The organism is Pedobacter africanus, assembly GCF_040548825.1.
Lineage (GTDB): Bacteria > Bacteroidota > Bacteroidia > Sphingobacteriales > Sphingobacteriaceae > Pedobacter > Pedobacter africanus_A.
The window spans coordinates 1,810,545-1,836,207 of record NZ_JBEPSL010000001.1; the positions used below are offsets into that span (position 1 = coordinate 1,810,545).

Annotated in this window: 24 protein-coding genes; 4 read left to right on the plus strand and 20 right to left on the minus strand. The window is 43.4% G+C overall.

The genetic code is table 11. The annotated features are described in order from the left end of the window. Positions 1–7: 7 nt before the first annotated feature. The 3 genes from ABIE26_RS07345 to ABIE26_RS07355 all read right to left on the minus strand — a co-directional run bounded on the left by ABIE26_RS07345 (position 8) and on the right by ABIE26_RS07355 (position 5,105). Positions 8–3,406: a SusC/RagA family TonB-linked outer membrane protein gene (locus tag ABIE26_RS07345; protein WP_310138425.1), complete on the minus strand. Its 3,399-nt coding sequence runs from the start codon at positions 3,404–3,406 to the stop codon at positions 8–10. A gap of 47 nt (positions 3,407–3,453) precedes the next feature. Next, positions 3,454–4,425, minus strand: a complete 972-nt coding sequence (locus ABIE26_RS07350; protein WP_310138424.1) for a FecR family protein — start codon at positions 4,423–4,425, stop codon at positions 3,454–3,456. Positions 4,426–4,523: 98 nt separating this feature from the next. Then, the gene (locus ABIE26_RS07355) at positions 4,524–5,105 is read right to left on the minus strand and encodes an RNA polymerase sigma factor (RefSeq protein WP_310138422.1); all 582 of its coding nucleotides are present in this window, start codon (positions 5,103–5,105) and stop codon (positions 4,524–4,526) included. Between the two features lie 271 nt (positions 5,106–5,376). Here ABIE26_RS07355 and ABIE26_RS07360 point away from each other — a divergent pair, with 271 nt between their 5' ends. Both ABIE26_RS07360 and ABIE26_RS07365 read left to right on the plus strand, forming a co-directional pair. Then, the gene (locus tag ABIE26_RS07360) at positions 5,377–5,757 is read left to right on the plus strand and encodes a hypothetical protein (RefSeq protein ID WP_310138420.1); all 381 of its coding nucleotides are present in this window, start codon (positions 5,377–5,379) and stop codon (positions 5,755–5,757) included. A gap of 27 nt (positions 5,758–5,784) precedes the next feature. Then, the gene (locus ABIE26_RS07365; protein WP_310138418.1) at positions 5,785–7,200 is read left to right on the plus strand and encodes a PLP-dependent aminotransferase family protein; all 1,416 of its coding nucleotides are present in this window, start codon (positions 5,785–5,787) and stop codon (positions 7,198–7,200) included. A gap of 10 nt (positions 7,201–7,210) precedes the next feature. On the opposite strand, the gene ABIE26_RS07370 is transcribed toward ABIE26_RS07365, so the two are convergent. The 6 genes from ABIE26_RS07370 to ABIE26_RS07395 form a co-directional block, all read right to left on the minus strand. Then, positions 7,211–7,534: a hypothetical protein gene (locus ABIE26_RS07370; protein WP_310138417.1), complete on the minus strand. Its 324-nt coding sequence runs from the start codon at positions 7,532–7,534 to the stop codon at positions 7,211–7,213. 82 nt (positions 7,535–7,616) lie between these two features. Continuing rightward, positions 7,617–8,606, minus strand: a complete 990-nt coding sequence (locus tag ABIE26_RS07375; protein WP_310138416.1) for a hypothetical protein — start codon at positions 8,604–8,606, stop codon at positions 7,617–7,619. Between the two features lie 6 nt (positions 8,607–8,612). Further along, positions 8,613–9,770 (minus strand): hypothetical protein, encoded by a 1,158-nt coding sequence (locus ABIE26_RS07380; protein WP_310138415.1) that lies wholly within the window; start codon positions 9,768–9,770, stop codon positions 8,613–8,615. Positions 9,771–9,774: 4 nt separating this feature from the next. Then, complete coding sequence (locus ABIE26_RS07385; RefSeq protein ID WP_310138414.1) at positions 9,775–10,815, minus strand: NAD(P)-dependent alcohol dehydrogenase; 1,041 nt, start codon at positions 10,813–10,815, stop codon at positions 9,775–9,777. Positions 10,816–10,846: 31 nt separating this feature from the next. Next, positions 10,847–11,509, minus strand: a complete 663-nt coding sequence (locus tag ABIE26_RS07390; protein ID WP_310138412.1) for an epimerase — start codon at positions 11,507–11,509, stop codon at positions 10,847–10,849. A 41-nt stretch (positions 11,510–11,550) separates the two neighbouring features. Next, positions 11,551–12,069 (minus strand): hypothetical protein, encoded by a 519-nt coding sequence (locus tag ABIE26_RS07395; protein ID WP_310138410.1) that lies wholly within the window; start codon positions 12,067–12,069, stop codon positions 11,551–11,553. Positions 12,070–12,171: 102 nt separating this feature from the next. Here ABIE26_RS07395 and ABIE26_RS07400 point away from each other — a divergent pair, with 102 nt between their 5' ends. Continuing rightward, positions 12,172–12,558, plus strand: coding sequence for a VOC family protein (locus ABIE26_RS07400; RefSeq protein ID WP_310138407.1), 387 nt, complete (start codon positions 12,172–12,174; stop codon positions 12,556–12,558). Positions 12,559–12,608: 50 nt separating this feature from the next. Here the strand turns inward: ABIE26_RS07400 and ABIE26_RS07405 are convergent, their stop codons facing one another. The 11 genes from ABIE26_RS07405 to ABIE26_RS07455 form a co-directional block, all read right to left on the minus strand. Continuing rightward, complete coding sequence (locus ABIE26_RS07405) at positions 12,609–16,010, minus strand: ATP-binding protein (protein WP_310138404.1); 3,402 nt, start codon at positions 16,008–16,010, stop codon at positions 12,609–12,611. After that, entirely contained in the window at positions 16,003–16,575 is a 573-nt protein-coding gene (locus ABIE26_RS07410) for a DUF4194 domain-containing protein (protein WP_310138401.1), read from the minus strand. The genes ABIE26_RS07405 and ABIE26_RS07410 overlap by 8 nt, the downstream gene beginning before the upstream one ends. Then, on the minus strand, positions 16,572–18,032 hold the full coding sequence (locus tag ABIE26_RS07415; protein ID WP_354375310.1) for a DUF3375 domain-containing protein: 1,461 nt from the start codon (positions 18,030–18,032) through the stop codon (positions 16,572–16,574). The genes ABIE26_RS07410 and ABIE26_RS07415 overlap by 4 nt, the downstream gene beginning before the upstream one ends. A gap of 103 nt (positions 18,033–18,135) precedes the next feature. Further along, positions 18,136–18,555: a GNAT family N-acetyltransferase gene (locus ABIE26_RS07420; RefSeq protein ID WP_310138396.1), complete on the minus strand. Its 420-nt coding sequence runs from the start codon at positions 18,553–18,555 to the stop codon at positions 18,136–18,138. Positions 18,556–18,597: 42 nt separating this feature from the next. Then, on the minus strand, positions 18,598–19,365 hold the full coding sequence (locus tag ABIE26_RS07425) for a DUF2931 family protein (RefSeq protein ID WP_310138393.1): 768 nt from the start codon (positions 19,363–19,365) through the stop codon (positions 18,598–18,600). After that, entirely contained in the window at positions 19,349–19,654 is a 306-nt protein-coding gene (locus tag ABIE26_RS07430; RefSeq protein ID WP_310138391.1) for a hypothetical protein, read from the minus strand. Before ABIE26_RS07430 ends, ABIE26_RS07425 begins: the two co-directional genes overlap by 17 nt. After that, positions 19,642–20,733, minus strand: coding sequence for an acyltransferase family protein (locus ABIE26_RS07435; RefSeq protein WP_310138389.1), 1,092 nt, complete (start codon positions 20,731–20,733; stop codon positions 19,642–19,644). Before ABIE26_RS07435 ends, ABIE26_RS07430 begins: the two co-directional genes overlap by 13 nt. An 86-nt stretch (positions 20,734–20,819) precedes the next feature. Beyond that, a complete protein-coding gene (locus ABIE26_RS07440; RefSeq protein ID WP_310138385.1) occupies positions 20,820–21,785 on the minus strand; it encodes an ABC transporter permease in 966 nt (321 codons plus the stop codon). A gap of 5 nt (positions 21,786–21,790) precedes the next feature. Then, a complete protein-coding gene (locus tag ABIE26_RS07445) occupies positions 21,791–22,738 on the minus strand; it encodes an ABC transporter ATP-binding protein (protein WP_310138382.1) in 948 nt (315 codons plus the stop codon). A 5-nt stretch (positions 22,739–22,743) separates the two neighbouring features. Then, positions 22,744–23,574 carry a COG1470 family protein gene (locus ABIE26_RS07450; RefSeq protein ID WP_310138380.1) on the minus strand — a complete coding sequence of 277 codons (831 nt, stop codon included), beginning with the start codon at positions 23,572–23,574 and terminating at the stop codon, positions 22,744–22,746. 141 nt (positions 23,575–23,715) lie between these two features. Then, complete coding sequence (locus ABIE26_RS07455) at positions 23,716–25,098, minus strand: hypothetical protein (RefSeq protein ID WP_310138377.1); 1,383 nt, start codon at positions 25,096–25,098, stop codon at positions 23,716–23,718. 91 nt (positions 25,099–25,189) lie between these two features. Here ABIE26_RS07455 and ABIE26_RS07460 point away from each other — a divergent pair, with 91 nt between their 5' ends. Next, positions 25,190–25,654 (plus strand): hypothetical protein, encoded by a 465-nt coding sequence (locus ABIE26_RS07460; protein WP_310138373.1) that lies wholly within the window; start codon positions 25,190–25,192, stop codon positions 25,652–25,654. The last annotated feature ends 9 nt before the right edge of the window (positions 25,655–25,663 follow it).

Consider the following 25,663-nt stretch of genomic DNA (forward strand, 5'->3'; position numbering starts at 1 on the left):
TTGTGTATTAGAATTTTAGTTCCGCACTAAAAGTTAGGGTACGGCTATTTGGATAGGCACCATTATCCATTCTTCTGAGGGTTGAACCTTCACTTTCGGTAGAAACTTCCGGGTCGTAGCCATTGTAGTATTTCCACAGATAGATATTGTTGCCGTTTGCTGTAAGTGTAAGCGATTTTAACAGGTTATTGGTAGGCCGGGAAAGGTTAAACGTATAGCCTATCGAAGCATTCTTTAACCTCAGGAAGCTGGCGCTATGCACAAAGCGGTCGTTAGGGATGTCATCTTTGGAATCTGCTCTTGGATAGTCTGAAGCAGGGTTACGCACCGGATGCCAGGCATTTACCATATACCTGAACTGATTTGAGAGGTAAGTACCCGTGCCCATAAAGAGTTCAACAGGGTTATAGATTTTTCCGCCGATTGAATAGTTCAGGAAAAAACCGACATTAAAACCATAAATGTTGAAGTTGTTCTGGATTCCGCCATAAAGTTTTGGATCTGCATTTCCCAGGTAAACCAGGTCGCTGTTGTCCAGTATCCCATCGTTGTTCTGGTCTATATAACGCTGGCGGCCGGGCTGATAAAAGTTGACAGCCGAGGAAGCATATTTTTTATCGCTAAGGTTTTGGGTTATTTCTGCCTGCGATTTCCATACGCCCGCATACTGCATTCCCCATAGTGCATTTAGCGGTTTACCTTTTACATACCCGTACATCATGTACTGGGCACCAAAACCATTGTTATAGGCCGAGATTTTGTCCAGCCCCCCGATATCTTCCACCATTTGTTTGTTGTGCGCTAAGGTTATCGTGGTAGACCAGCTAAAATTTTTACGGGTAATGTTTTTGGCATCTATGGCAAGTTCGAGTCCTTTGTTGGATGTTTTGCCGATATTGGTTAACCTGCTGGTGTAGCCTACATGGGTAGGCAATTGCACGGTAAGCAGCAGATCGGTAGTGTTGCTGGTGTAAGCATCGAGGGTAAAGGCCAGGCGGTTCTTTAAAATGGCGACGTCGAGACCGGCATTGTAGGAAGTTGTCTTTTCCCAGGTCAGCCCCTCATTGGTGATGCGTGTTGGGTAATAGGCCACTGGTGTAAGTCCGCCGAATATATACCCATTGGCATTTGAGGACATGCGTGCCAGGGATTGGTATTTAGAAATGGCGTCATTACCGGAAACCCCTCCGCTTAGACGAAGTGCCAGCTCACTGACACCTTTTAAAGGCTTCATAAAATCTTCTTTGAGTACATTCCACTTTATTGCAGCCGATGGAAAATAACCCCATTTATGATTCGCAGCAAAGTTTGAAGCTGCATCTGCCCTTGCGGTAACAGTAAGGTAATATTTACCACCGTAATTGTAGTTTACCCTGGCCAGGTTGGAAATCTTGTGCTGACGTTCCAGGCTCGACCCGGCATTCAGGGTTTCTTTCGTTGGAACTGCTGCCAGATCATTTGTTTCGATGTCATCTATAAAATAACCATCGCCGCTGGCGTACAGATCGGTTGTCCAGAAGGTCTGGAATGTAATGCCATATACGGCATCCAGGTTATGGCGTTTATTCCACACCTTTTTGTAACTGATCGTATTTTCATTCAGGATGTTGTTGTCCTTAAACCCTCTTTTGTAAGCATAAGCTCCGGTATTCTTACTCATCCTTGTGGGTAATGTGGATGGATAAAAGGTATCGTCGAACCTGTTGTAATCATAAAATGATACTGAACTTTTTAATTTAAGGGATTTCAGGGGGCTTACCTCCACATAAAGCATGGCCGAAAGTGTTTTCTTCACCTGGTCTTTCTTTTGCAGCAGGGAATTGGCCAGCGGAGAATCAAATAAAGTTCCGGTATACCATTGTGTATTGAAATCGTTTAAGCTACCATCGGGCTTATAGGCTGCTATGGTTGGTGCCAGAAACACCGTTGAGCGATACCAGAGTGTGCTCGTTCCGACATCTACCTTATTTACATCCTGATTGATGTAGGAGTAGTTTAGCCGGACTCCGGACTTTACATATTTATTAAAAGTCTTATCCAGGTTAAGGCGGGACTGGATGCGTTTCATGCCACTGCTCAGAATAATGCCCCCTGTATCGTTATAGTTGGCAGAGAAATAGTAATTGGTGGATTTATCGCCTCCGGCCATTGAGAAAGTATGGTTCTGATAAGGTGCAGTCCTAGTAATTTCTTTGGTCCAGTTGGTACCCTCGCCAAGGGCAGCCGGGTTTTTATAGGGATATTCTTCGATTGGTTTGCTTTGATTTGCGGTACTGCTGAAATAGAAACGGTCGTTTTGAAGCTCCGCAAATTCCCGGGCATTCATCAGATCCAGAAAGCGGGGCAAAACAGACTGCCCCAGATCTGAACGGAAGGTGAAATTGGTTTTTCCATCCGTACCACCGGTTTTGGTGGTGATTAAAATTACACCATTGCTTCCTCTTGATCCATAAATAGCTGTAGATGAAGCGTCTTTAAGCACCTGGATAGATTCAATATCTCCGGGGTTCAGGTCGTTCAGGCTGCTCACTGCGTCCAACACACCATCAACAACATAAAGCGGTTCGTTTGTAGCCGAAATGGAACGTGTACCCCTGATGCGTATGGAGGTCCCGGCACCAGGTTCACCGCTTGTGCTTACAATCTCTGCACCTGCTATGCGCCCCTGCAACATCTGGTCTACTCTTACTACAGGTACATTTTCTATATCTTTCATTTTCAACACTGTAACAGCACCCGTAAGGTCACTTTTTTTAACTGTTCCATAGCCAATTACAACTACTTCATCGAGGTTGCCGGCCTGTGCGATCATGACTACATTTAGCGTGGTGGTTACCGACTCCCGGACTTCAACATTGGTGAAGCGTTGTGTCTTAAAAGAAATATAGCTGACTTCGATCGTATACCGCCCGGGAGGAGCTGCAATAGCGTAGTTACCAGCGGAATCGGTGGTAAAGCTACGGTTCAGCTCGGGTACCCTGATCCCTACTCCTGGCAGGCTTTCGCCTTTGTCGTCAGTAACTTTCCCGCTGATTTTTCCGGGTTTCTGCTTTTTAAAGAAACGAATACTGGAGCCACCCTCGGTTTTAAAACCGATGTTTGTTCCGGCAAATAGTTTTTCCAGTATCTCAGCCAAACGTGTTTGTTTAAATACCAGATTGTTTACATTGAACTTCTCCAGGGTAAGAACTGCATTGTCGAATGCAAATTCCATCTTTCCTGCTTTTTCCAGTTTTTTGACTGCCTGATACAGGTTTCCTTTGTCTATTGAAATGTTCAATCGCTGTTCAAGAACCTGCGCCCGGCCGCTGACTGCGAACAGCAGTTGTGAGGCCGAAAACACAAGTGCAAATGCTAATAATGTAATACGCATTGCCTTCTGCATTTGCAGTAAGTTTTGTTTCATATGTGTAAGATTGGTTTAAAGCTTGTTATCGTTTGAATTACCGGCGCTCAGTAAATCAGTATTTCTTTTCCTTTTTTCTTGTAATGATGGCCATTGATGGCACAGATCAACTTTAAGGTTTCCTGCAGAGAACGGTCTGATCGTATGGTTAAATTGTATTGATATTTTAGCTTATTGGCGGTTTCATTTTTTAAACTTACGCCGTACATGTTACGCATGGTTAAAGCAAGCTCGTCAAAATCTGCCTTTTCCAGATAAACCTTTCCATTGATCCAGGCCTGGTTATCTGAGGGGCGGACTTCTGAGCGCTGTACCGCCCTGTTCGCCTTATTGTAAGTGATCTGCTGGCCTTGAACTAATGTTCCGTAAACCATTCCGTTGCCACTAACACGCACTTTACCAGTGGTAACTGTTACTTTTATATCTGAAAGCTGCCGGTAAGAACGGACATTAAATGAAGTGCCGAGCACCTTCACGTTCAGCTGTCCGCTGTGGATAATAAAAGGTCTGGTTTTGTCTTTTGTTACCTCAAAAAACGCTTCTCCTTCTTCCAGATAAAATTGCCTGTCTTTTAATGAAAAACGATGCGGGACCCTTATCCTCGAATTGGCATTCAGATGCACAACCGAACTATCCGGAAGAATCACTTTTTTCATTTGACCTGAAATGGTGGTGATGACCTGAAACTGATTTATACCTGCATTAGGCTCCTGAGCTGATTTGGCAAGAAAAAACCAGGTGGCAAGCCCCGCTCCGGCAACCAGGACAATGGAGGCAGCCATATTTCTGAAGGACATTAACCGATACACAGGCCGTTCCGGCTGATTCAGCTGAACTTGTATGCGGTTCAGTAAATCGTCTTTCAACAGCTGTTCTTCACGCTGGTTTCCTAAACCCGGTACACCTGCCTCCGATTCGCCAAAAGCATCGTACCAATTCTGGACCAGGTTTTTGTCGGTCTTGTTCAGCCTATTCTTCAAATAAGCAGTAAGCAGTTTTTTAAGTTGACTTGCGTTCATTTCTATATTGCTGTCGGGATATATATCCCCCTTTTATCTATAGAGTAGAACTCGTTCCCTGTTTGTCCCGAAAAAAAATAAAATAAATTAGACCTCGACTATTTTGCCCCTAGCATCAGGTAAAGTGCAAGGCAGATTGCAGAAAAGTCTTCCGGGAAATCTCTTGAAATGGCCTTCCTGATGCGAACCAGGCCAATAGAAATGTTATTTCTGACAGTCTTTTCTGCAAGCCCCAGGTTCTGGGAAATTTCCTGTACAGAGTGATCTTTAAAGCGCAGGTTGAAAATTTCCTTCATGGTGTCTGGCATCTCCTTAACCTCTGAGTTAACAGTGTTGGCAAAATCCTGTTCTGTTAAAATATCCCTGATATTTATTTCCACTTCGTTCATCTTCTCCAGCAGAAAGCCCAGGGCTTTCGAATGAATGGTATGTTTTCTGAAATGTGCAATAATCTGATACTGAACCGATCTTCTTAAATAAGCTTCCAAAGAACCACTTATTTCAATTTTGTGCCTTTCCTTCCAGAAATAAACAAATACATCCTGCACAATGTCTTTTGCAAGCTCTTCATCCCGTAAACGTCTGTAGGCAATTACATACAGCTTTTTCCAGTACGCATTAAAAATGCTGGTAAAATGATCAGCTTGTCCGCAAATTACATCAGAAGGTGTGGTACTCATTGAACTGGAATTGTTATGCTTCGCAAAACTATATATTCAAGTATTTGCGCTGGGTTAAGTTTTTGTTAAAGAATATGGGCTTGGTTTGTCAATTGGGTACTGGTGTTTGGTTGATGTAATTTATACTTTTTGTAATCAAATTAAAATAAATAAAAGAAAATAAAAAAGAGAACTATCTGCGAAAGCCAAACTGTACCCATAAAAAATAACGTTTTTGTATCTGTATACTACACCAGTGGCTGCCTAATTTTGTAGCATAAAGCCTTGAGATATGGAAACAACAGCAATAAAAAACACAAGCATCAAAGTTCGTGAAGTATACTTATCTGATCTGACAGCAGTTATTAATCTTTATTTAAATGGTTCTACAGACGAATTGACTACCGATTTTGGCTTACCCGTTGGCCTGGCGGAGCAGAACGGTGATATTATTGCCTGCTCATTTGTAAACATCAATAGCAGCGGACAACCCACGTTCAGGATCAATATGGGCAGCAGTCTTGAAACCGGTTGCCTTGGCGAAGACCTGAATCACTTTACAGTAAACCGCTTTGCGAGTGTCTGGGGCCCGGCGGTTGGTACTGTATCGGCAGTCCAACCACTAAAAAACGCGATCAAAAGGCTGGTAGACTGGCTTAATCAATGCAGTTAGTTACATTAAATTAAAAATCAGCAGAGCATGGCAAAAGAAATATTGTACCGAAAAATAGCAAGCGCAGTGGAGCAGCAAATTGCCGCACAGACCCTTAAAACCGGGGATAAGCTTCCTTCTATCCGGACTGTACAAAAAATATACGATGTAAGCCTGAATACCGTTAAGCAGGCATTCCTGGAACTGGAAGGTAAATCGCTGATTGAATCCAGGCCTAAATCCGGATATTATGTCAGTAAGCCTACTGGCAGAAGACTTTTGTTGCCGGCAACCAGTAAGCCAGTTTTGAAAGACAAGGAAAATCATCCCGAAGACCTCATCATCAGGGTTTTCGACACCCTGAAGGATAAGGCCATCACCCAGTTTTCATTAGGTGTTCCAGACCAGAGCCTGTTGCCTGTTGCCAAGCTGAATAAGGGCGTGCTTAAAGTCATCCGTAGTATGGACGACAGCGGAACGGGTTATGAACCGATACAAGGGAACCTCAATCTGAGGAGAAATATTTCAAGATGGTCTTTTACATGGGGAGGTAAACTCAGTGAGCAGGACGTCGTCACAACCTCCGGGGCCATGAATGCAATTTATAATTGTTTTATCGCAGTAACCAAGCCTGGTGATACCATTGCACTCGAAAGCCCGGTTTACTTTGGAATACTGCAAATGGCGACAGAACTGGGCCTCAAAATTATTGAGCTTCCGACTAACCCGGTAACAGGAATAGAAATTGAAGCATTAAAAAAAGTTCTGCCCCGCATTCAGGCCTGCTGTCTGATCAGCAACTTCAACAACCCGCTAGGCAGCTGCATGCCGGATGAGCATAAAAAGGAAGTGGTAAAAATGCTTACCAGTTACAACATCCCACTGATTGAGGACGATCTGTATGGAGACATTTTTTTTGGTGCAAAGCGTCCGGCTCCCTGCAAATTATATGATGAAGCGGGTATCGTAATGTGGTGTGGTTCATTCTCCAAATCACTGGCCCCTGGTTATCGTGTGGGCTGGGTAGCACCGGGCAGGTATAAAGATAAAATCATCAGGCAAAAATTGTTGCACACGATATCAACGCCACCACTATACCAGGAGGTAATTGCCGACTTTATGGAATACGGACGCTACGACCATCACCTGCGTACCCTGAGGCAAAAGCTGTATACCAATTGCCTGCAATACCAAAGAGCAATTGAAGATTATTTTCCCGAAAACACCAAAATCACCCAGCCTCAGGGCGGTTTTGTGTTGTGGCTGGAATTGGAAAAGAACATAGACACGGCAAAACTGTTCGATCTGGCAATAAGACAGAAAATAAGCTTTGCACCGGGCAGGATGTTTACACAGCACAACCAGTTTCACAATTGCCTGCGTTTGAATTTTGCTTTAAAATGGAATGATGAACTGGATTTTCATTTAAAGCGTTTAGGCAATATGGTTAAGCATTTTGTATAAAATAATTTTTTTACTTCTTCGGGAACTTTTCGGCTACTTTGATGTGCTCATGAGTAGTACTGATAAAATTGGCAGAATCGATATTTTTGCAGGCAATATTACCTAATTCGGCCACAGTTACGCCTTTGCCACTGTCGGTTTTATAAACCTGTCTGATGGTAAATTCTGTAGGCGAAAGCCATTCCGGCATTTCATATTCATCAAGGGCAACCTTGCAGGTAATCAGTTTTATATTTTCGTTATTATCCTCTTCAATAATAGAATAAGAGACCGGTATCCTTACAATTTCACCGTAATTAGAAAGTTTAGTGTGTATGACTATGTTTTTCTGCATCAATAATTGCGTTAAAGTATACTATACACTAAGCTACAAATTATTCCTATAGTTTAAAAAGAATGTAAGCCCAACCTGCTATCTAGAGCTGAAAATTATACCGAACAGCCAGGCTTTGCTGGCTGTCTATTACACCTTCCAGAAAGTGAAACGATAAAGTAAACTTGCCTTCTATGCCCTTGTAGATCCGGGGGCGCCAGCTCAAATCCGTTCTGTTGTATCTTTTTGCAGTATAAAACTGATCGCCATATCTAATGTTATGTCCTTCACCGGCATAAAAAGAATTGGTTACACCAATCCTGTGGTATTCCATCTGCATCTCCAGCAGCACACCTTTAGGCGTTTTCCATCCCCCAAGTCTGCGTATACGCTCAAAAGACATCAGACCTCCGGTATTGATGGTCAGTGAATCAAGAAATGTTTTCTTTGAAAGGTCTATCCCCACTTTTACAGCAGCAGCTCCGTTATCTTCTACGTAGTCGTCCGGAACAGCAATAGCTGCGCCGGCATTGTGCAGCATCATGGCATAGTGCGAAATAAAAAATAGGTCCTTCTTAAAGCTGCCCGAAAGGCCAAAGATAAAATTCTCTCTGTCTGTGGCAGTCTGCCTGCTGGTCCAGTCAATAAACAACAATTGTTTCCAGTTGCTGTTTTCATACTTTAACAGCATGCCTTCCACATTTGGGCGGTAATAATTAAGCGTATCTGTAAGCAGTGCCCGGGGAAAATCGGAAATCAGGTTGTGTCTGGGAAACATGCCCATGTAAAAATTCCACTCTTTTTTATCAAACTTGTAATACAGTACCGGATCAATCTTGTTCACAAATTTCGGTGAGCCAAATTCGTGCAAGGCGTTAAAACCTCCCCTGATGTGATGAACACTATCCAGCACCAGGCCTATTTCCGGAGAAAACCTTAACCCGAGTATACTCTGGGAGAACCGGCTTGATTTGGAATACTCCCGGTTATCTGCAAAGGCGTGAACATCGATTCCGCCTACAAGTTTCTGGGCACTAGTGTTAAATATAACAAGGAATAACAGCGCTACTGTTATTGAAATTTTAATCCGCATAAAAATTTATTTTACTCTTATAAATGAGTTTTGAGTGTCTCCTACCCATCTGTATTTAAAAACAGTGGTTTGTTGTTGGTTATCGTTGGTCTTTTCGTTGTGTGAGATGTAAAACAGTCCCTTACCCAAAGGGCATAATCCTGTAGCTCCCCATTGAAAATTCCATCCTCTGATACCTGTTTTTGGATCCTGTGGTCCGGCCTGTAATAAAGAAAGTGTTTTAACTTTCATTTCTTTGTTGTCTGATACAATTTGGCTGGTTGCCGGTTTCCGCTGCCCGTCAATCACAAACAAGTCGTAATTCGGAAACTGTGTTTTTGCGCCACGGTATACTGCCGCGAAAAAATTCCCGGTATGGCTATCGTATGCCAGGTTCTGGATACCATAGCGCGTACTACCGGTTTTTACAAAATATTTTTCGAGGGGTTTTGCTGGCCCGGAATGGTGCAACTGGTCCTGCGATAGGTGCTGTGCATACTTATCCCAGTTGGCAACATCATATTTTAATAAGACCTGGTGATCATTGTCATCCCGGTCGGTATCGCCATAAACACCGTAGGCTACATACAGGTACTTTTTACCAGCCACTGTCCCCCCTATCTCCGGGGCAAAAGCAACCCCGTCTATACCTGAACAGGCAAAGCGATGGGGCTTTATTTCTGTTCCCACCTTTACGCTGGCCTCATAATCTTTTACCGGCTCTGCCAAATAAACGGTACGCAGCAAATCTTCCTTTTCTGCGTTCATGTTGGGGCGTACGATATGGGAACCGTCAAATATAGCGATGTAAAAACCGGTCTCATTCTTATTTTTCAGTCCCAGTTCCTTTCTGATCCCTTTGCCGATTGCATCATTTTTATATTCCAGTGAACCATATATCTTTCCGCTCTTTTCATCAAAATCAAGGTCACCAAGATGCCCGGCAAACCCAATCACACTTCCTATCAGTTTGCCTGAAAGGTCCATTTTGATCAGCCTGTCAGTAAAAGAAAAATAGACATACCTATTTACTTCATCTACCACAACGCCCTGTACATGTAATCCTCCTTGTTTTCCCGAATAGATAGCATCAGGTAAGCCTGCAGGAATTTCTGCCTTTTGCTGGGCAAGCGCATGCCATGTCATTACTGTAAAAAAGAGGGCTAATAAAATCGGCTTCTTCATCTTACTACAAGGTTGCCATATCAATAACAAAGCGATACCTTACATCCCCTTTCAACATACGGTCGTAGGCCAGGGTAATGTCCTTAATGTCGATGAGTTCTATATCTGAAACGATCTGATGTGCTGCACAAAAATCAAGCATCTCCTGGGTTTCTTTAATCCCGCCTATACCCGATCCTGCTACGCTTTTCCTGCCGCCAAGTAAGGCAAAGGGATGGATGGCATAAGGAACTGAAGGAACACCCACACAAATGTGTGTACCATTGGTTCTTAAAAGCGATAAGTAAAGGTTCATATCGTGCTCGGCCGAAACTGTATCCAGGATAAAATCGAAAGTGCCCCTTACAGCTTTGAGCTGCGCCGGATCGGAGGTCACCACAAAATGATGTGCCCCTAAAGCCTTTGCCGCTGCTTCTTTTGAAGGAGAGGTACTCAATACTGTTACTTCGGCACCAAAAGCGACACCAAATTTAACACCCATGTGGCCCAGGCCACCAAGTCCTAAAACCGCCAGTTTATGCCCTTTTCCTACTTTCCAATGCCTTAATGGCGAATAAGTGGTAATACCAGCACAAAGTAATGGTGCTGTAGCAGCAAGCGGGAGTTTGTCGGATACGTGGAGTACAAATTCCTCGCGCACCACAATGGTGTTGGAATAACCACCGTAAGTAGGCACACCACTCCTATCCAGGTTATTGTAGGTTTGTGTATTTCCTTCCAGGCAGTATTGCTCCAGGCCTTCGTTACAATTTTCGCAAACCTGGCAGGAATCTACCATACAACCCACACCGGCAAGCTCACCTGTCTTGAAATTTTTCACATGTGCACCTACCTTTATTACCCGGCCTACAATTTCATGGCCCGGAACCATCGGAAAAACTCCTGGGAACCAGTCATTTTTGATCTGGTGCAAATCTGAGTGGCAAACGCCACAGTATAATATTTCCAGTTGAACATCGTGCGCACCAACCTCCCTGCGTTCAAAATTCCAGGGAGCCAGATCAGTTTCCGGGCTTTGGGCTGCATATCCTTTTGTTTGTATCATAACTATCTGTTTTATCGTATAAAGGTATCATTTATTTTTTCATGGAGTTGATGTCACTCACTTCCATAATGGGTTTTCTAATGTCTGTAGTTGCGCAAATGATCATTGCCTGAGCAACCTGCTGCAGGGTACTTGCCGAATTGGGGAACAGGGCCTTTACGATGGGGTACATCCACGCAAAATATTTATAAAGCTTTAACAGGTGTTGCTGCCCGGGAACAGCTTTCATCATACCTGGCCGGAAATTATGGACTTTCCTGAAAGGCAGCTTTTGAAGGTCATTTTCAGTACGGCCTTTTACACGTGCCCACATTACCCTGCCTTTTTCTGTACTGTCTGTACTTGCTCCGCTTACATATATAAAAGTCATCTCCGGATTTAAGCCGGATACTACTTTTGCAAAATGCAGCGTGGTATCATAGGTAATCCGGGTATAATCTGTTTCAGACATTCCGATACTGCTGATGCCCGCACAAAAGAAACAAGCATTGTACCCCCTGAGTCCAGGATCGTCAGTTTGCAAGCCCAGAAAATCGGCCACAATATATTCTTTCAGTTTTGGATGCTTAACCCCTGAAGGTTTACGGCTTACGCTAAGTACCGCTTCAATATCCGGGCTTGAAAGACATTCCAGCAAGACCCCTTCGCCAACCATACCGGTTGTTCCTGTAATGATGATTTTGATTGGTCCCATAAGGTAAAAATAAGATTGTTGAGCGGAACAACAAAATCGCGTTATCCAAAAGCCCCTTCATATAACATCAGTTCCAGATCAAGCTGATCGCCATAACGCACACCCAATTGGTAAAAGCCGTATTTTTCGAGGATATGTTTCATTGCAGGTTTTCTGGTAGTGGCAAACATACTCAGGTGGCTGATTTTAAAGAAAAACTCTTTTAACAGGTGTTGGCAGTACTTTTCGCCCTCAAAATCGGGATGGGTGGTAATATACCCCAGCTCTACATTGTACAGATCCGGACTTCTGCTTGCCTGTGCCTTTTTAAAAATCTGTTGTTTGTAGTCATGAAGCGGATTTTTTAAACAACAGGTAGCAATTACCTGCGTTTGATAAACTGTTAGTCCTATCAGTTGTGCATTTTCTATTCCGGGTTCGGCCCGTACGCGCTTAACCTGACCGCCCAGATCTATCAGATCGAGCATCTGGCGTTTGTATGTTGCAGTAATATTTTCGGGGGTATCTATTATAAAATGTGTGTCCCTCTCCACGGTGATCCCTTTGGGTGTTGATAACATGGTCTTCTTTTTAGCAGATTGAAAGTTAGCAGTACAGATGAAACAGAATGTTAGGTCAACATTAATTCTTTTGTTCGTATATTCATGTAAAACATAAAACTGATGAAAAAAGTAACCGGCCTTGGCGGCGTATTTTTTAAATGCGAAAATCCGCAGGCAATGAACGATTGGTACGCCAAAAACCTAGGGATGGCTACCAGTGAATATGGAACAATGTTTGAATGGCGGGAAGCCGATGATCCCTCAAAAAAAGGGTCTACTGTTTGGTCCACATTTCCAAAGGATACCAAGTATTTTGATCCTTCTACCAAACCCTTTATGATCAATTACCGGGTAGAAAATATTGCTGCACTGGTAGAGGAGCTAAAAAGGGACAATGTGACCATGATTGATGAGATCGTTGAATATGAGTATGGAAAATTTGTTCACGTACTCGATCCCGAAGGAAATGTTATCGAACTTTGGGAACCTGTAGACGAACCGGAATAGCAATAAAAAAGCAGAACATATTGTTCTGCTTTTTTATTGCTAAGGGCCGACTATGCGGCACCAAACTGTTCACGTTCTTCCAGGAACTGTTCAATGGGCATATCGTATAGCCATGAGTTCCGCTCATTTCTGCGCTCTGCAAAATGAACGAATGAAATGTCGTTTTCTACGATATGGATATTGTCGCTTGGCGTTACTACCAGCAACTGCAGGTGTAATTGTTTACACAATGTGATCAGGAACCTTGCTTTCTCCTCATCCTGGGCCTTAAATGCCTCGTCGATGGCAATAAACCTGAAGGAATTGGTTTGCAGCCCTTCTTTCGTTAACCCAAACTGATAGGCAATTGCCGATCCCAGAATGGTATAGGTTAACTGTGCTTTCTCTCCTCCAGACAGCTGTCCCATGTTTTCGTAGGTTTTGAACTTAGTACCTGTTTCCTTATAAAACTCCTCGGCTTTATAGGAAAACCAACCCCTTACGTCCATCACCTTTTTGCGCCATTCTTCCTTTTCCAATCTGTGGATCAATGGCTCAATATGTTGTTCAAAATGCTGGCGCTTGCCATCTGCAAGGTTTTCGATTGCCTTAACATTTGGAATTGCTTTTTGCAGCAAGCCCCTGAATTCCCTGACATCCTCGTTAATCCGCGGCGGAATAACCAACTGGATATACGTTTTAGGACTGGTTTTAAAGTCAATCCCCTGTAAAGCATCGTTCAATACATTGATGTTCTCTTTAATAGCGTCTGACCAGTTCTCAAAAAACAACCTGAAATCGGCAATCTTATTGGTGATGGTTTCCTGCAGGTACTCATCAAACTTTTTCTCGTGTTTAGGGAGGTTATCCTCCTGCAGACGCTTTAAAAAGTTGGTGTACTCTCCAATAAACTCCAGATTTGAAGCCTCAGGCAGCATATTTACATCGGCACGCCAGCTTTTAAACTTATGGGTAATCTCTTCCGATGGATGTTTGAAGGCATTGATTTTGATGGCTACAGCATGTTCCTTGCTGTTCCTTTCCCTTTCCAGGCGGGTGGTTTCATTCCGGTTGTGTTCCCTGAAAGCATCGTTCGCAATGGTGAAGCCGGCGTAATCAACCTCCTTCAGGTGCGGGTGTGCTTCCTCAAAGCCTGAAATATCAACTTCTTTCTCGCGGAATATACCTAGTGTTGCCCTATGCCTGTCCAGCTCATGCTGAAGGTCTTCCAACCGGTCTTCCTGTTTATATTTCTGCCTGTTTTTAACTTCCAGTTCCTGAGTGTTTGCCCCAAGCAATACCTTTACAGATTTAAACTGCTCTTTTAAGACCCTGTTTTTATTGTTGGCTTTTTCCAGGTTTTGTTTCATGGCTGCTTTTTGCTGGATCTCATTGGCAAAAACCGCCCAGTTGATTTCATCAAAACTGTTGTATTGAGATAAGAATGTAGACAGCCTGTCTTTGGTCAGGTCAATATCAGACAGCCCCTTAACAAAACGTTTGATCTGCTCCTTGTTCTTTTCCTGTTGCTGCTGCAGTAATTCCAATTCCTTTTTCAGCAAGCCTATTTTCTCCTTATTGTCCCAGCCCAGTACAAAGTTTTCTCTGCGGGATACATGTGCCCTGTCGTCCTTTTCGTGCTTACCTTTTACGCCTTTAATCAGCCCCTCTATGGTTAACGCTTTTTCAGAAAACTGGTTAAACTCATCCAGGCTCTCTGCGCAGGCATAATCAAATTGTCCGGCAATCATCTCTTCCAGCCATTCAGCATAATTGCTCGATTCCTTAAATTCAAGCTTATTCACCAATTGGTTGTCGTCATAAACCTGACGGCGCAAACTGCCCATAGAAGTATAGCCCTGGTAACGCTGATAAGTGATTCGTCCACGCAGGTTGGTCCTGTTCACATAGGCATTCACCTCCTTGTAATATTTTTCCGGTACAATAATGCGCATTGCAAAATTATGGAGCACTTTTTCAATGGCGGGCTCCCATTGGTTATCCTCTTCACGCACTTTTACCAGCTCGCCAATAAATGGGAGCTCATCGGCTGTTGCCCCAATGTGGGCGAGTATATCTTCCCTGATGTCTGCTTCGCGCCCCGAAATGTTGTTCTTGGTCTTTTGGAGAGACTGTACCGTAGTTTTCAGTTCCTCTACCTGGGCATTAAGCTGGTCTTCTTCGTTACGGGCGGCCCTTACCAGCTCATCTTCCGCCTGACGTTGTGCATCACAATCTTTTTTCTTCTGCCCTGCCAGTAACCTCGATTCATCAAATACAGTGCGGCTCGGATCTTTGGGCAGGCCAAGGCCGAAGGCAAGTGCGTTGTAACTATCGGCCCGGAATTTAGACTGTTCACGGCTGCGTTCCAGTTTGGCAATATCTTCAACCAGTTTTTCGATCTGCATCTCTACTTCATCATTGGCAATTGCAATTGCCAGGTCACGTTCCTGGATCTTCAGGTTTTCTTCCTTGGCCTTCAGGGCTGTAATTTCATCGTTCAATACGGTCATTCTGGCCTTCAATGCTTCCAGCTCTTTGGCCGTAAGCTCCGTTCCTTTTGCGGTAAACCAGTATACAGCTATCTCCTTGTCTGCTTCCAGTGTCTTCAGTTTCCTTCCTGTTTCTTCCAGTTGCAGGGCCAATTCGTTGATCGGTACCAGTTGGGCAATCTGCTCTTTGGCTTTTTCAATATTTACCTTGGCTTCCATGAGCGTCATGAAATTATCTTTCAGCTGCAGAAACTCGTACTCGGCATCCAGTTGTTCCAGCATGTTTACCCTGATGAAATCATCAAGATCGTCAAGCACCTTTACCCCAACCACCTGGTTAAACAAGCTCGATGCTTTTACAGAACGCATCCCTAACAACTGGGCCATACGCTCGCCATACTTTACCGGTCCGTCCTGAAACTCTATACGCTTCTTCTGGATCCCGGTATTGTACAATTTTTCCAGGCGCTTTTTCCAGTTTCCTTTGCCGTCAAACGGAGTAAAATCCTTTTCAATTTCTAAAGGCATGCGGGCAATTCCGAATGAACGCTTCAATTCATTATTGCTGAACCAGCGCAGCTGGAACAAGGTTACCACCTGCCCGTCTGTATTTTCAAAACAGGCCAGCAAAACCGAATACGCGGTATGGTCGCGCAGTTTTTGGGTTGTGGTACTGTTCTCTCCTTCCTTTTGAATATTGCCGTAATGGCCGTACACATAACTTTCTTCGGTGCGGTCACCTTTCTTCTCTGCACCCGACGACTGGTTGTAGAACCTGTCGTTTTTAACAGGCACCAACAAGGTTAGCAAAGCATCAATAAAGGTACTTTTACCTGAGGCATTTGCTCCGGTAAGTAAAGAGTTGTTCCCTTTAGGTGAAATGCGAAAGATTTCTCCATCAAAAGTACCCCAGTTGTATACTTCCATGTATTGCAGTCTGAAACCTGCTTTATCAGAACTGGTACTAAACAGACTATACATATTCCTCCAGCTTCAATTTAAAATCTTTTAATATATCTATGGTTACTTTATCTTTAATTACGCGCTGTATCTGGTACAAAGGATCGGCCTCCTGTTTCACAATTTTCAGGTAGCCAAGCTCGGTTAGCCTTTTGATACAGGTGTCCAGCTCCTGCAATAATTTTACGCGGTTGTATTTCTCGGGCAGGAAGAGTTCAACTTCCTCCCTTATGCCGGTATGGCTGATGAATTTCTCTGTAGCCTGAACCTGGGTAGGATTGTGATCAAATTCTTCCAGCAGCTGCCTCAGTACCACCAGAACGATGGATGCCTCAAAGCCGATCTGTCGCCTGCTTACCAGGCCCAGGGTATTTCCATCCTCGTCTTCAAACTGGGTTACAAAGGCCAGTCCGTCGTCTTTTCTCACAATCAGTTCCAGGCCCATTACATTGATGTATTCCTGTATTTCTTCCTGGTAGTGCAGCAATTCCTCCCATACGGACGAACTGCTGTAAACTGTACCATTCTTGAGCAGTTTAACCACTGCTTTTGAATAGGGTTTCAGCCTATTTTGCAAATTGCTCATTTAGTTAATATTACTTCGGGTATATGAATAGATTTACGGGCCTCACGATCAAATAAGATCCGCTCTACTTTATCTTTGTTAATGGTGTGCTTAAAATCTTTGCTTACCGACAGGTAACCAAACAACTCGGGCAGTCCTTCTGCAAGTCCCCCGGTCATTTCTATCACTTCCGCCAGGCTTGCCTGCGATTTATCGGCCAGTATCTTTTTTATATTGGTTTTGATCAGTTCCCTGTCTACCCGCTTCTGTCCAAAAAGCTTCACGAGATGTGTGGCCTGCAGAATATCCGTATCTGCCCTTTTTGGACGGTTTTTATACATGATCTCTTCAGTTTGCTCCAGCGTAAGCTTACGGTCGAATGGTAAATTGATCTCCGGTTCTGCCTCGAGCATAAAGCCGGTGTCTGGTTTTTTCTTTTTCTTTCCGAGCTCGATCAGGAGTGTCTTGATTTCGTGGATCAGGTTTCGTGTAGCATGTACTTTGGAGTGCTCGGTTTCCCTGATTACCCGGCTCAGCTTTTCGGCCATCTTGTCGTTTGCCTTATACACCTTCTGCCCGGAGGCATGCAGGAATTTCTTCATGTCTTTCAGAAAGAAGTCTCCGGCTACAATATCTTTATCTTCCAAACGGTTAAACAGCGACCTGCTCAGTTCTCCCCATTCTTCCTGTAAGTCCGGGTTAAGTAAAAAGGACCAGAAAGCATAAAAGCTTTTACCCTGCTGGCTCTCTTTAAGCTCATCCAGTGCATCAAATGTAAACTCAAGGATATGGTCTTTTGTCAGGTTTCCCTCAGCGTGTTTCAGATAAATATGACGGGTAATTTCCCTGAAATTGTCTTCCACTTCCTTAAAATCGGAAAGTAGTTCTTTTGCCGACTGGTTCAACTGGTTAAAACGGGGAATGATTTCGAAGTCTTCATAAACTTTTACTGTTTCGCCGCTGCGCAAGCCATTGAGCTGTTGTTCAATTTCCTGTTTTTTTTGTTCTAAAATGTCTATACGCTTTTGCAGATCATCGTCTGTAAATTCGACCAGGTCCCTTAGCTGGCTAAAAATATCCTTGAATCTGGATTCGGCCCCAACGAACTCTTTTTTTTCCAGACTTGTTAGCCAGTCTATCGTTTTGCTGGCATGGGCAGAAAGTTCGTAAAACACTTCACCCTTGTCGTCCTGGTAATTCGTCAGATAGCCGCTGTCGGTCCACTTCCGTATATATTTTCTGGCTTTTACTTCATAAGTATCAAATACTTCTATATCGATGTCTTCATCAAGTTCTACCTGTTTATAATCCAGATAATCGGCCAGTTGATTGTGGATCTGGTCTGACGATACAACTGCCTGCCCATTGATAAAAGTCTCAATTAAAAATTCGATTACGATCTCCCTGTTGCGGAGTTTCAGCATCCCTACGCTGGGCGAGGTATTTAAAACTTCTATTATTTTTTCATTGTTCACCATAGGCATCAAAATCATAAAACACAATTCTCCAAAACTAAAGAATTTCGATGGCTGATGTTAAATAATTATTAAATTCAATAAGCAATCAGATTAAGCGGCTATTTTACAAATCCTTAGTAAAATATTTGGGGTATTCAATGTACCCTTCCCGCTCATAAAACTTATGAGCACCGGTCCTTTTCAGGCTGCTGTGCAGCTGTATCCTGTCGCAACCCCTGGCTTTGGCTTGCTCCACGCAGTAGGTCTCCAGCTTCTTTCCGATACCTTTACTTCTGATATTTTCATCTACCACCAGGTAGCTGATAATCGCAAAATCTCCCCGCAAAGGAAGCTGGGGCATAAAATGAACCGACATTACAGCTTCTACTTCTGTCTCTTCATATACTACCAATAAATGATCAGGGCGGTTAATCAACTGACTAATCTTAGCCTTCATGAAATCAGGATTTGTCGGGTAACCCAGCTGGCCCAGCAAATAACAAATCCGTTGTGCGTCGTCCGCTTTTGCTATTCTTATACTCATTGGAAAAATAAATTGTTAATATCGGCATATGAACCTAATAAATCATTCTATAAAGCCATTTTTCTTCTGGTATATCCAGAGTTTCCTGTTGTTTTCAATGTAACGGGATGGTGTATCAATATAATTGGCTCCGGAGTCAAAACCATTGTTCAATTGCGTTTTTACACTATCAGACAATCTACTGAACACCGTTTTAAAGTAAGCTTCTCTTGATAAGGGTTCTGCATAATAAGTGTCTTCCTTGCCCGGAGTTTTTGCCTTTAATCTGGTTTTTAAAAGGGTTTCTTCAAGATATACTCCTCTTAGCCCAACCAACAGGTTTCCGTTATTGGCAATACCTATTACAAAAGTTAGCCCTTTTATTTTACCCCAATAAGATGAAAGCACAAGGTCCTTTTTGGTGGCTGCAGCTATTTTAAAAATCCTTTTCATTTTCTGTTCCGGCAAATCCAGCGTATCCCTGTAAAATTGCGCGTCCCGGTAAGAAAAATATTTCAGCACCAGCTGCTTTGGCAGCAATTGCCTTTCTATGGGATCTGAACTGCTGTAATCTGTATCCCAGCTGCTGGTAAAGTTATTTACAGCTTCATGCTCAAGGCCTTCAATATCACCATCCGGTAAGATAAAATAAGCTTCTCTCACATAAACCGGAAATGTTTCCGGAGCAAAAACACTGGCGGTATAATTATAGCGTTCCCAGCTTTTATAGCTTACAAACCTATAGGCGGTAGCCAGCATCAATGCAATAGTGATGACTGCATAAATTTTATTTACCAGGTTAATTTCCAGTCCCTTAGTTTTTAAAAGCATGTCCTAAAGCTGCTAAATATAAAACAAGGGCTATAGAAGCAATGCTTATCAGTAACAAGATTCCAAAAAGCCATTTGGCAATTCTATATCCCTTGCCATGATAACCAAAAGCATAAATACCTGTTAAAACTGTTGCTCCCCATACCATGCAGGCTATATTTACCATTTGCTGGTCCTCGCTTGCTTTACCTATATTGAAAAAAATCAGCAGCAGCAACATATTTACCGCAATTAAAACAATAGAAATGGTACTGTTCTTTTGTTTTATTTCCTCATTCATTTCTTCCATTGCAGGCGTTTTTTGTTTAAATATTTCCTCAGAGGGATGTCGTAAAGTACCATTACCAGGTAAGCTGCCCCCGTGAGCAGGACCATACCGGCAATGATGATAAAAGTAAGTTGCATTGTGCCGGGCTTCTGACTGGTGTAATAATTGCCAAACATCCATAAAACCGCGTAATGCGTCATGTATAAAGGGTAAGAGATCTTTCCCGAAAAGACACAAAGCCTTTGTAAACCCGGTGTTAACGTAGCCCCGGCTCCCAAAGCGATGAGCAAAGGAAAGTAAAACAGTACCACCAGAGGTTCAGTTACCGGGTTCCATTTAGAAAATGGCATAACAAAAGCCAGGAACAGCAATATGGCCAGGCCAATAAATCCAAGCTTGTTTTTGATGATCCAGTTGGAACGATAAATCAAAAGTCCGGCTAAAAAAGAATAGGATATCCGGGCTCCTCCGTCCCAAAAGGTTGGGCCACTCCAACCGCCCAGCAAATTACCGGAACGGTAAGCTACCGCGCAGAGCGCCCCTGCCGAGATGATGACCAATACCCACAGGTACCTGCGGCTGATCTTATAAAGCACCAATGCATAAACTATATTGGCTATATATTCCCAAAACAAGGACCATGAGGGGGCGTTTAAACCAAACAGGTTAAAGCCACGGTCGGCCATTACAGGTAAAGGAATAAGCAATGCTGAGCACAAAAATAAGAGGGCAATCTTACCAGTGCTGTAAGCTTCGGGGCTGCCAGCAAATGGGTCAAATAAAAATGCCAGGAGGCCCAATACCGATCCGGCTATCACCAGGGGATGCAGCCGTATGATCCTTGATTTGAAAAATTCCAGAACACCCATCTTTGTTATCCGGTCGTCGTAAGCATATCCAATCACAAATCCTGACAGACAAAAAAAGAAATCGACGGCCAGGAAGCCGTGTGCAATAAAGTTGGTACTGAAATCGGAATAGGCCCATTCCATAAAATGAAATACGACAACGGCAAGGGCAGCGATGCCCCTTAAACCGTCCAGAATATGGAAATGTGGTTTTGTTTGCAGAACTGAGGTGCTGGTATTATTCGTATCCATTTAAATTTGCTGTTGCGGCAAGGTATTTAAAATTAATAATCCCGGCAAATTTATAAATGCATATGAAATTATCAGGGTTAATTTACTTAACTCCTGATCTCCCGGCGCATAAACAGGTAGTAGGCAAGCGCAAAGCAAGCTACCGTTACCCCTATCAAACCACTTAGCTGTGGCCAGACAATCATTAAGCTTTCCCTGAATGGCAGAGGCGCAGGTATTGCTCCTGCCATCTGCTCCATGGTCATTGGCCCCAGGCTTCTAACCGAAGGCATCAGCATAGTGGTGCTGGCATCTGTATAAAGCTGGTTAGGTGCAATGCGCAATATATCCAATATCAACTCATTGTAACGCAGAATCTGGTCCTGGCTCAAAAAAGCGGGGTCAGGTAAAAAGGACCGGATGATAAGATTAACAACAATTTGGTAGAATACTGTAAAAAACAACCATAAACCAATGGCGGTGAGTGCAGAGGTTGCCGCCTGCCTGAACCTGACTGATAAAACAATAGATAAACTCAACCAAAATCCTACATAAACAATCGTGATGACGATGAGTCCCAATATCCGAAGAAATTCCTGGGGTTCCATTCTTACCCCTGTCAGGAGCAGCCCCCCACCTATCATCAGTAAAGCCAGAACCAGGAACAAGGCGCCCACCATCATAAGAGCACTCACAAATTTGGCCAGCAATATATTATCCCTGTAAATAGGTTGTGCCATAAGCCTGGTAAGTGTTCCGGTATTCTGTTCTGCATTAATGGCATCAAAACCCAAACTAATTCCCAGTAAAGGGGCAAGGAAACTCAGGAAAACGTGAAATGGCGGTATGGAATTGTCTGTAGTGGTAAGTAGTTTCAGGTATAAATAAGTACGATCCGGATCATTGGCATTGCTCAGCGCAGACCTGATGTTGCCCAGGGATACGTACATTGATGCAACAAACGTAAGTATGATCAGGCCAATAAGTACGATAAAACGCCAGCTTCGGATATGGTCTGCCATTTCTTTGTGAAGCATCACACTAAAAGGACGGGAAAGTGATTGACTCTTCATTGTCTTCAATTAATGTCTTCAAAATATTTTTCATAGATGTCATCCAGACCGTATTTTTTCTGGTATACGCCAAGGATGTCATAACCTTTTTCAACAAAAAAACGAACCAGGGCCGGGGTCATCTCTTGCTTACACTCAAACTCTACAGTGCTGTCATTTACCCTGATCTGTTTAATGCCCTCCCATTGTTCCAACTCCTTTTTCACTGGCCAGAGCTGGGGTATGACAGCTGCTAATTTTATGGATACAGTAAGCCCCTCACTGTTAAAAAGACTACCCGATAAGGCATCGATATTTCCATGCGCCAATAGCTTACCCTTTACAAAGATCCCTACTCTATCACAAACCTGTTGCACGTGATGCAGGTGATGCGAGGAAAGCAGAACGGTGAGTTCCTGCTCTTTACTTAAACGTTTGATAAGTGCGAGGAATTCCTTCACACCACTGGGATCAATGCCAAGCGTGGGTTCATCCAGGATAATTACATCCGGTTGTTTAATCAGAACATCAGCCAGGCCTAAACGTTGTTTCATTCCCCGCGAAAAGGTTGACGTTTTCTTATCCGATACCGAAGAAAGGCCTACAACTTCCATGAGTTCCCCGGTGCGTTTTCTGATCTCTTTTTCAGGAACCCCGTTCAGCCTGGCAATATAGCTCAGGTTTTCCTGGGCCGTCATGTTATCATAAAAACCCAGGCTATCTGGCATATAACCTACTTTTCTCTTCACAGAAATTGGGTTGCTTGTGGCATTGTAACCACATACAAAGGCAGAACCACCGCTTGGATCTGTAAGGCCCAGCATCATCAATATGGTGGTGGTTTTACCGGCTCCGTTTGGTCCAAGCAAACCAAAGATCTCTCCTTTATAGATGTCGAGGTTAAGCTTATCAACAGCTTTTTTAGAACCATAGCATTTGCTCAGGCCCTGGAGTTGTATGATAGGATCCATCATCTTCTTTATCTTCTGCCGTATTTTCGGATGAGATAATATACCAGCGAAACAGCAATAAGGATAACCAGTATGCCAATCCATCCAGAGAGCAGGGACGTTGTTACCACCATCCTGAAAGCTGCCGGGGAATTCCCATTACTATTTGTTGCAGTAAAAGTAGCTGCATAATCGCCTGCTATCGTCTTGTCGGGCACTTTCAGTTTTGCCGTTACAGCCTGCACCTTCCCGGGATACAGTTGTTTGACTTTTGAGGGTTCAAAAGTGGCTTCCCAATTGGTAGGCAATTGAGCAGAAAATTCAACGTCATTCAAAGGCAGGGTACCTGAATTCTTAAGTTCCAGTTGTATTTCCTTATGACTTCCTGAAGTAAGTTCTTCGCTCAGTTTTCCTGTTGGTGTGGTCAATGTGATACCATAAGCCCCTTTCACAACCGCTTCCAGGTTAAGGGATAACGTATCGGCATTAAATATCGCTTTTACGGGCAATTTGTATTTTCCTGGCGCTGCAGTTGCCGAAGCATTAACCTCAATAGATACGTCTCGGGTGGCTCCGGGATCCATATTTAGCGAAGTTACCTGGCTCCCGTCAACCTTGTAGCTGATCATCCAGCCAATTGGCAGATTGGTTTTAAACTCGAAAACAGCTACTTTACCGGCACCATTATGCAGCGTTGCATTGTAACGAAAGGTCTCGTTCGTTGCTGCTTCAATGTTAACCAGCTTTGCAGTAAAAGCGGTTCGACCATCCGCACCGGGAGCCGGACTCTGGGCATGCAGCACAAGGGCCGGTGTAAAAATAAATAAGAAAAGAGAGCTGAGTGAAAATTTGCCTAACATGATCTATACACTAGAATTTATAATAATAGTCTAAAAAAATGCCTGTTCAATAGGTTAGAAAGATGAATACAAATCAAAAAAACAAAATAAAATTCTCAAATTGATTTAACATTTTTTAACAAAAAAGTATAACTGCATATACTAATGTTTCGACTTTGCAGGCTTCACAGATGACACCCCCTTTGAGCTGATGCTTTTCCCCGATGTTTCAGGAGCAACAATTTGCAGTTCATATGCTCCCGGCTCGTTAACCGTAAAAGTTACTTCTCCGTTTTCATTACTGGTCAAATTAAACAAGTTGCCACCCGGATTTTTTCCACCTTTAACTATAATACCTCCAATGGGGTTACCAGGACTGGCCATCGCATCAACGTTTGGCTTTTCGTTCTTTCTGCCTGCAGTATATGTTCTGCCTTTTCCTTTTCTGTGGCTTTTTGTCGAACTATCGGCACTTCCTTCTGTTTCCGGGCTGGTGATGCGAAGCGTATAAGTACCCGCTTCTGTGGCAGTAAAGTTAATTTTACCATTTTGGTCGGTAATTAAACTGAAGGCATTGCCACCCGGATTTTTCCCGCCTTTAACTATAATACCGCCGATGGGGTTACCTGGCCGGGCCATTGCTGCTGTAGTAGCGCTTACTTTTTGCCCAAAGCTCGTATTTGGTGTTTGTCTGGTACTGGTTGGCGTCATGGATAAACGACCTGCCGCATAAGAGGACGAAGCTGCACCTGCGCCTTTTGGAGCTTTCCGTTTACCTAATGCCAGCATTATACCTGCATTAAAATTGGCGAAGCGATACTTGCTTTCCGTAGTTTGGCTTTCCCAGGTACCTTTAGCCAGCTGACTGCTTTCATAGGTGTTCTTATCGTTAAATCCTCCCTGTGGAACCAGGTGTTCTGAAGTATGCTGTAACGCTGGCCCTGCGGTATAGGCAGAAGCTATAAATAACGTAAAATTAGGCGCCAGCGCATACCCTACTTTTAATTGTGGTTTCAATACCAGCCCTTCATTGCTTTGTTTTTCCGTTTTTACCAGTGCCATTTCCCCGCTCTGCCCGTTGTTCATGGTAGCGGCGCCGGTTTGTGTATACCCTTGTTGATTAAAACGCAGATAACCTGCATTAACCGAGGGCGCAATGCTAAAATTTCCAGCTTTCAATACCGCCTGTAACCCCAATAGGCCGGAAAAGCTACCAGATGTTTTTCCATCTGCTTCATTATTTACAGCTACAGAGCCCCCATATACCTGGTATTTCCCGGCTACTGTGGCATTATCGGGCGAGAGGTTACGGATGCCGGTATAGTTTCCGTTTAAAACTCCCCCCAGCAAAAAACCGCTCTTACTATAAAAAGGAACAAAAGCCTCAGCTTCTATATTATAACCGTTGCCCATCAAATTGTCCTTTCCGGTTTTGGGAGTATTGGCAGCACCGGCTCCGAGCGATAACCATAACCTGTTGTCTTGTGCAAAGCTGATGTGTACCGACATCAGCAGGAGACCAATTATTGTAATTCTTGTTTTCATGGTTTTACATTGTTTAGTTTAGCTATATATCAATACCCGCCTCACAATGTTACCCCCTGGTTGGTGATATTTATTTTATATTCGCATGATTATGTACCAGATATTGCTTCCTTTACATTCTTTGGTCCGTTGGCTGGTAGTTGTTTCGCTTCTTTTTGCCATTTACAGAGCATACCGGGGCAAGTTCAGGAAACAGGATTTCTCTGCATTCGACAAGGCCGTTATGCTTATTGCTGTAAAAATTTTACAGATTCAATTTAGCATTGGTGTTGTTCTATATTTCATCAGCCCCATGGTCAGCTATTTTCTGAATAATTTTAAGACAGCGGTACACTTAAGGGAAATCAGGTTTTTCGGAATGGAACACATTACCATGATGACGATTGCAGTCTTCATGATCAGCATCGCGTCTGAAAAAGTCAGTAAAACACAAGATGCGCAGCAAAAGTATCACATCATGGCATTATGGTTTACCATTGGCCTGATTGTTATACTTTCTTCCATCCCCTGGTCTTTCTCTCCCTTAACAAGCCGGCCGGCTTTCAGGCCTTTTTAAGCGCAGCAA

Excerpts from the sequence above, each read along its gene's own strand:
- ABIE26_RS07345 (WP_310138425.1), bottom strand. The coding sequence starts at position 3,406 with ATGAAACAAAACTTACTGCAAATGCAGAAGGCAATGCGTATTACATTA.
- ABIE26_RS07350 (WP_310138424.1), bottom strand. The coding sequence starts at position 4,425 with ATGAACGCAAGTCAACTTAAAAAACTGCTTACTGCTTATTTGAAGAAT.
- ABIE26_RS07355 (WP_310138422.1), bottom strand. The coding sequence starts at position 5,105 with ATGAGTACCACACCTTCTGATGTAATTTGCGGACAAGCTGATCATTTT.
- ABIE26_RS07360 (WP_310138420.1), top strand. The coding sequence starts at position 5,377 with ATGGAAACAACAGCAATAAAAAACACAAGCATCAAAGTTCGTGAAGTA.
- ABIE26_RS07365 (WP_310138418.1), top strand. The coding sequence starts at position 5,785 with ATGGCAAAAGAAATATTGTACCGAAAAATAGCAAGCGCAGTGGAGCAG.
- ABIE26_RS07370 (WP_310138417.1), bottom strand. The coding sequence starts at position 7,534 with ATGCAGAAAAACATAGTCATACACACTAAACTTTCTAATTACGGTGAA.
- ABIE26_RS07375 (WP_310138416.1), bottom strand. The coding sequence starts at position 8,606 with ATGCGGATTAAAATTTCAATAACAGTAGCGCTGTTATTCCTTGTTATA.
- ABIE26_RS07380 (WP_310138415.1), bottom strand. The coding sequence starts at position 9,770 with ATGAAGAAGCCGATTTTATTAGCCCTCTTTTTTACAGTAATGACATGG.
- ABIE26_RS07385 (WP_310138414.1), bottom strand. The coding sequence starts at position 10,815 with ATGATACAAACAAAAGGATATGCAGCCCAAAGCCCGGAAACTGATCTG.
- ABIE26_RS07390 (WP_310138412.1), bottom strand. The coding sequence starts at position 11,509 with ATGGGACCAATCAAAATCATCATTACAGGAACAACCGGTATGGTTGGC.
- ABIE26_RS07395 (WP_310138410.1), bottom strand. The coding sequence starts at position 12,069 with ATGTTATCAACACCCAAAGGGATCACCGTGGAGAGGGACACACATTTT.
- ABIE26_RS07400 (WP_310138407.1), top strand. The coding sequence starts at position 12,172 with ATGAAAAAAGTAACCGGCCTTGGCGGCGTATTTTTTAAATGCGAAAAT.
- ABIE26_RS07405 (WP_310138404.1), bottom strand. The coding sequence starts at position 16,010 with ATGTATAGTCTGTTTAGTACCAGTTCTGATAAAGCAGGTTTCAGACTG.
- ABIE26_RS07410 (WP_310138401.1), bottom strand. The coding sequence starts at position 16,575 with ATGAGCAATTTGCAAAATAGGCTGAAACCCTATTCAAAAGCAGTGGTT.
- ABIE26_RS07415 (WP_354375310.1), bottom strand. The coding sequence starts at position 18,032 with ATGGTGAACAATGAAAAAATAATAGAAGTTTTAAATACCTCGCCCAGC.
- ABIE26_RS07420 (WP_310138396.1), bottom strand. The coding sequence starts at position 18,555 with ATGAGTATAAGAATAGCAAAAGCGGACGACGCACAACGGATTTGTTAT.
- ABIE26_RS07425 (WP_310138393.1), bottom strand. The coding sequence starts at position 19,365 with ATGCTTTTAAAAACTAAGGGACTGGAAATTAACCTGGTAAATAAAATT.
- ABIE26_RS07430 (WP_310138391.1), bottom strand. The coding sequence starts at position 19,654 with ATGGAAGAAATGAATGAGGAAATAAAACAAAAGAACAGTACCATTTCT.
- ABIE26_RS07435 (WP_310138389.1), bottom strand. The coding sequence starts at position 20,733 with ATGGATACGAATAATACCAGCACCTCAGTTCTGCAAACAAAACCACAT.
- ABIE26_RS07440 (WP_310138385.1), bottom strand. The coding sequence starts at position 21,785 with ATGAAGAGTCAATCACTTTCCCGTCCTTTTAGTGTGATGCTTCACAAA.
- ABIE26_RS07445 (WP_310138382.1), bottom strand. The coding sequence starts at position 22,738 with ATGATGGATCCTATCATACAACTCCAGGGCCTGAGCAAATGCTATGGT.
- ABIE26_RS07450 (WP_310138380.1), bottom strand. The coding sequence starts at position 23,574 with ATGTTAGGCAAATTTTCACTCAGCTCTCTTTTCTTATTTATTTTTACA.
- ABIE26_RS07455 (WP_310138377.1), bottom strand. The coding sequence starts at position 25,098 with ATGAAAACAAGAATTACAATAATTGGTCTCCTGCTGATGTCGGTACAC.
- ABIE26_RS07460 (WP_310138373.1), top strand. The coding sequence starts at position 25,190 with ATGTACCAGATATTGCTTCCTTTACATTCTTTGGTCCGTTGGCTGGTA.